This is a genomic window from Enteractinococcus helveticum, assembly GCF_020742345.1.
Lineage (GTDB): Bacteria > Actinomycetota > Actinomycetes > Actinomycetales > Micrococcaceae > Yaniella > Yaniella helvetica_A.
In genome coordinates this window covers 1-4836 of record NZ_DYXC01000140.1, presented here as the reverse complement: position 1 = coordinate 4836, position 4836 = coordinate 1, and the positions used below count along the sequence as shown (strand labels likewise).

At 56.5% G+C, this 4836-nt stretch carries 8 protein-coding genes; 6 read left to right on the top strand and 2 right to left on the bottom strand.

The window, feature by feature from the left end:
- The 3 genes from K8V32_RS12030 to K8V32_RS12020 form a co-directional block, all read left to right on the top strand.
- On the top strand, window positions 1-783 hold a 783-nt coding region (locus K8V32_RS12030), incomplete at its 5' end, for an amidohydrolase family protein (RefSeq protein WP_303907760.1).
- A 67-nt stretch (window positions 784-850) separates the two neighbouring features.
- Window positions 851-1225, top strand: a complete 375-nt coding sequence (locus tag K8V32_RS12025; RefSeq protein WP_303907757.1) for an ArsR/SmtB family transcription factor — start codon at window positions 851-853, stop codon at window positions 1223-1225.
- A gap of 2 nt (window positions 1226-1227) precedes the next feature.
- A complete protein-coding gene (locus K8V32_RS12020) occupies window positions 1228-2169 on the top strand; it encodes a cation diffusion facilitator family transporter (protein WP_303907754.1) in 942 nt (313 codons plus the stop codon).
- A gap of 27 nt (window positions 2170-2196) precedes the next feature.
- On the opposite strand, the gene K8V32_RS12015 is transcribed toward K8V32_RS12020, so the two are convergent.
- On the bottom strand, window positions 2197-2748 hold the full coding sequence (locus K8V32_RS12015) for a YceI family protein (RefSeq protein WP_303907751.1): 552 nt from the start codon (window positions 2746-2748) through the stop codon (window positions 2197-2199).
- Between the two features lie 359 nt (window positions 2749-3107).
- On the opposite strand from K8V32_RS12015, the gene K8V32_RS12010 reads away from it, so the two are divergent.
- A complete protein-coding gene (locus tag K8V32_RS12010) occupies window positions 3108-3458 on the top strand; it encodes a hypothetical protein (RefSeq protein WP_303907748.1) in 351 nt (116 codons plus the stop codon).
- Window positions 3459-3484: 26 nt separating this feature from the next.
- On the opposite strand, the gene K8V32_RS12005 is transcribed toward K8V32_RS12010, so the two are convergent.
- Complete coding sequence (locus K8V32_RS12005) at window positions 3485-3772, bottom strand: hypothetical protein (protein ID WP_303907745.1); 288 nt, start codon at window positions 3770-3772, stop codon at window positions 3485-3487.
- A gap of 245 nt (window positions 3773-4017) precedes the next feature.
- Between K8V32_RS12005 and K8V32_RS12000 the strand changes: the two genes are divergently transcribed.
- Window positions 4018-4374 (top strand): GntR family transcriptional regulator, encoded by a 357-nt coding sequence (locus K8V32_RS12000; protein WP_303907742.1) that lies wholly within the window; start codon window positions 4018-4020, stop codon window positions 4372-4374.
- Between the two features lie 13 nt (window positions 4375-4387).
- The coding region (locus K8V32_RS11995; protein ID WP_303907739.1) for an ATP-binding cassette domain-containing protein at window positions 4388-4836 on the top strand (449 nt) is incomplete at its 3' end.

Genomic DNA, 4836 nt, shown 5'->3' with positions numbered 1-4836 from the left:
GTGCAACAAAAAGTCTGGGGATTCTTCGACCGCCTGCCCGAGCTGGGCGAACCCGCCTGGCCCATCGCCTACCGATACTCAGAGTCCCAGCGGGTACAGATACTGCGCGAGCTGGGCGTCAAGGCATTCAGCACGTTGAATTATGCTCACCGCCCCGGCATGGCAGGGTATCTCAATGAGTACTCCAAACAATTCGCGGCCCACTACGACGACGCGATTCATTCGGCAACGTTCTTCCCGGAGCACGGCGCCGAAGAGATGGTCGGGCAGCTGCTGGACGACGGCGCCCGGATTTTTAAAGTGCACGTCCAAGTCGGCGCGTTTTCCGTGCTGGACCCGTTGTTGACGTCGTCGTGGGAGCTGATTGCACAAGCCAAAGTGCCGGTGGTGATTCACTGTGGATCTGGTCCCCACGGTGGTGAATTTACCGGTCCAGGCTCGATCGTTGAACTGGTCGACCGCCACCCGGAGTTGGTGGTGATCATTGCCCACATGGGTATGCCGGAATATGACGAGTTCGCCACCTTAGCGAAACAAGCCCCCAACGTGTACCTGGATACCACAATGGTCGGCACAGACTATGTGCGACGCAATTTCGCGCCCATGCCCGAGGATTACTGCGACACGATGCACGAACTGGCCGACAAGGTGGTGCTGGGCACGGACTTTCCCACGATTCCCTATAGCTACAGCCACCAGATCGAAGCCCTGCACAACTGGGGTCTGGGCGAGGACTGGATGTGTAAGGTGCTGTGGCATAACCCGCGTAAACTACTGGGCTAGCTCGCCGGTATTAGGAAAGCACTGCCGCACCCTTTACGGTATCGCCATAAAGCGTTATCATCGCTCTATGGCGATGAATAGTTTTGGCTTCGATGATGTAGCCACGCAAGCCTATGCTCATCTCTTTCAGGCCGTTGCTGAACCAAAGCGTCTGGCAATTCTGCAGCACCTCGCCTCCGGTGAGCATCGGGTGCGAGACCTTGTTGAGCATATGGGACTGGCGCAATCGACCGTCAGTAAACACCTGAGTTTTTTGGTCGAATGCGGTTTGATCGTGGCGCGTCCGGAGGGGCGCTCTATGTGGTACGCCCTGGCAGAGCCTATGTTGCTAAAAGAATTAATCGCTGCTGCCGAGAAAATGCTGGAAGCCACCGGTAAAAGTGCTCAGCTCTGTGAGCATCTGCGCCTTGGTAGGCACGCCGTTGTCGAAGAGGGGTCGTAACTATGGGTGCAGGCCATCATCACGGGCCGTCGGTCGACGAGGCAGAACAGTCACCAGATTTCCGCAAAAAGTTGTGGATTGCTTTCGGGTTGACTGCTGCCATTGTGCTTATTCAGTTCGTGGGGACGATCGTCACCGGCAGTTTGGCGCTGCTGACCGATACCGTTCACGCACTGACTGATGCCTCAGGGTTATTGGTTGCCCTGATCGCTGCGACGCTCATGCATAAGCCGCCGACGTCGCGGCGGACCTGGGGTTTTCGCCGGATCGAAGTGATCGCGGCCCTTGGCCAAGCATCATTATTATTGGCTGTCGGGGTGTATGCCGCCATTGAGGGCATCCGCCGGCTTGTCAGCCCACCTGAGGTTCCGGCCATAGAATTGCTGGTCTTTGGTGTGCTTGGCCTGGGCGCAAATGTGATTGCCCTATCGGTGTTGGCCTCGAGCCGCGGCGCGAACCTCAATATGCGAGCAGCATTTCTTGAAGTGCTCAACGACGCCCTAGGCTCACTGGGTGTCATTGTCGCAGCGGTCATCATGGTCACCACCGGGTTCCTTCAGGCTGATGCGATTGCCAGCTTATTCATTGTGGCACTCATTGTGCCGCGTGCCTACACTTTGCTGCGGGAAACCCTCAGTGTGCTCATGGAATTTACGCCCGAGGGCTTGGATTTGGATGAGGTTCGGCGCCACATTATGGAGCTTGACCATGTGCTTGATGTGCATGACTTACATGCCTCCACTGTGGCCACCGGCTTGCCCGTGCTGACAGCTCACATTGTGGTCAAGGATGAATGCTTTACCAGCGGCCACGTCGCCCAGCAGTTACGAGCCGTGCAACAATGCGTCAGCGAGCACTTCGAGGTGGCGATCCACCACTCCACGTTCCAGATTGAAACGGCGGATATTGCTGCTGCGGAGCCAGCGGTCCTCAAACACCCCTAAGTGCTGACGCGATGCTGACGGATGCGCCTACTCTTCGCGTTTGACCAGCGATAATTCGAATTCCAGCGTAATTTTCTCGCTGACGAGCACGCCACCAGAATCCAGCGGAGTATTCCATTCCAGCCCCCACTCTCGACGATCGATGCGGCGCGTGCCCTCCAAGCCTGCGCGCAGCGATCCGAAGGGATCGCGTTCTAGCCCGCGTAGTTGCAAGGGAACGGTGACCTGTCGGGTGATATCTCGGATGGTGAGTTCCCCGACGACCACGTAGTTATTTTCTTCGATTTCATCCACGCTGGTTGCGGTGAAGAGCATCTCTGGGTGGTTTTCCACGTCAAAGAAATCCGCGCTACGTAAGTGTTCGTCACGCTGTTCGTTGCGGGTGTCGACGCTGGCCAGCTGGACTCGAATCTCGATTTCCGAGCCTGCGGGATCTTCCGGATCGAAAATGGCATATCCGGCGACGTCGTTAAATGCCCCGCGGACCTTGGTGACCATGGCGTGACGTGCAGAAAAGCCGATGCGAGTGTGAGATGGATCAATATCCCAGGTGCCGGCTAATTCAGAATTGCTTGGCATAGTGAGAATCCTTTGTGATGGGAATTCGACCGTGGTCCGGTCATCCTTCCAACCTCATTACGGCCGCTGACATGCACAACTGCCGGGTCGCTACGGTAGTGCAGCTGTCCTTATCTTAACGCATGAGTGTCTATACATGCCATGCCGATTAGTTGACATATAAAGTGTCAGGGTATGTCGATATGTCTGCTGTGCGGTTCTGTGCTGTAATAGCGCGTTACTTTTGCAGCCTAGTGGGTCCACTGTCAGGTGCCTAGTCGACACTGCGGGTTTGCGGTGGGACCATGGGGTATCGGGAATATTGGGCGCTTCGTCGCCGAAATAACGGCCGCTACGGCTACTTGATGTGAGGAGTTCACATGCGCTACTTATTGTCATGGCACATCCGTGAAGAGGAGTTGCGCCGTCGTAGCCCGGCATGGCGTGAAGATGTGGTCGCCTTTCTGGCCCGATTTGAAGATGAGCTATTTGCCAACTCTGAACTTGACTGGGTCGAAGTGTTGGATCCGGAATCCCGCGCGGTGGTTGTGGGGCCTGGTGCAGAAGTTCGCAGCGGTTTCTATAACGAGGGTGGCAAGCCCTCCGCCAGAGTCTGGGGGATTCGGGTCGCAAGTCGCGAGCGAGCATTAGAAGTCGCAGCAATCCTGGCGGGGCAGTTGGACACCTGGATCGAAGTGCGCGAAATCTTACCCGGCGCCCAACGCCCGTAACGGCCTGAGCTACCGGGATTCCTGGACTATCGGGGATCGTCGAGGTCGTCATCCAGCTCGGTGACGTCGTCGATAACGCGCTCTTCGTCAAGCTCCTCATCATCAGTGGCTTCCGCAGCCTCGCCGATTATGGTCGATTCGGTATCGGTTTGGACCAGGGTGGGGTCATGTTTGCGCAGCGGGTCGTGCTTGTCGAGCGCCTCCGGATTATCTGATGAGCCCTCTTCGGGTGGCTGGCTGTCGCGGCCATCCTGTGGTTCTTCGAGATCCTGCTCATCGTCGTCGTAATACTTCTCAGGGTCGTATTCAGTCATGACGCCAGCCTCTCGGATATGCAAACGATCACTGTTGGTGTCTGTCGCTGTACTGCGGTCATTCAGTTGAATAAACAGGGTGCGCCCGGCGGGTGGTTATACCGCTGCGTTGCACCATGCCGTCTTCTGGGAGCGTTGGACAATTTCGTGACGCTATTGCATGTTCATGGGTTAGTTAGTAGAGTAATGAACCAGCGAGGTAGTCAACCCGCGAAGCTGTTTCACAGATGTGGAAGGTGAGTCCCATGGATGATGGTCGTCCGCTGTTCATTCAGATCGCAGAACACATCGAAGCGTCGGTTCTCGACGGTTCGTTGGCCGAAGATGAACAGGCCCCATCAACCAATGAGCTCGCAGCGTTTTACCGCGTCAACCCTGCAACCGCCGGCAAGGGCCTCAGTCTGTTAGTGGACCGGGGCATTTTGACTCGACGGCGCGGCCTGGGAACGTTTGTTGCGCCCGGTGCCCAGCAGATTATTCGCAGCGAACGAGTCGAACAGTTCGCACAGCGCTACGTCGACCCCCTGCTGAGCGAAGCACGGGCAATTGGACTCGAAACCGAAGCGGTTTTGGCGATGATTCGCAACCGCGATGATTCCTAACCTAGGAGAAACCATGAACACCCCGGCTACGGATATCAGTGTCAGGGCAATCGAAGCACATGGCCTGACCCGCCGTTTCAAAGACACTCTTGCCCTCGACGATGTCACGCTGAACTTTGAAAAAGACAAGATCCACGGACTACTCGGACGCAACGGTGCCGGCAAGACGACGTTGATGTCGGTCATGACGGCGCAAGACTGGCCGACCTCCGGTTCGGTTCGAGTCTTTGGGCAAGTCCCACACGAGAACGAACAGGTCTTGCCGAATATCTGCTTCGTGCGCGAAGAACAGCGTTACCCAGAAGACGCGCTGGCCAAACACGCATTCAAAGCAGCTCGCGAAGCTTTCGAAAACTGGGATGAGGACTTCGCCCAGCAACTGATCCAAGAGTTTCGGGTGCCGATGAAGACGACGATTAAAAAGATGTCGCGCGGACAAAAGTCCGCGGTCGGCGTCATCAT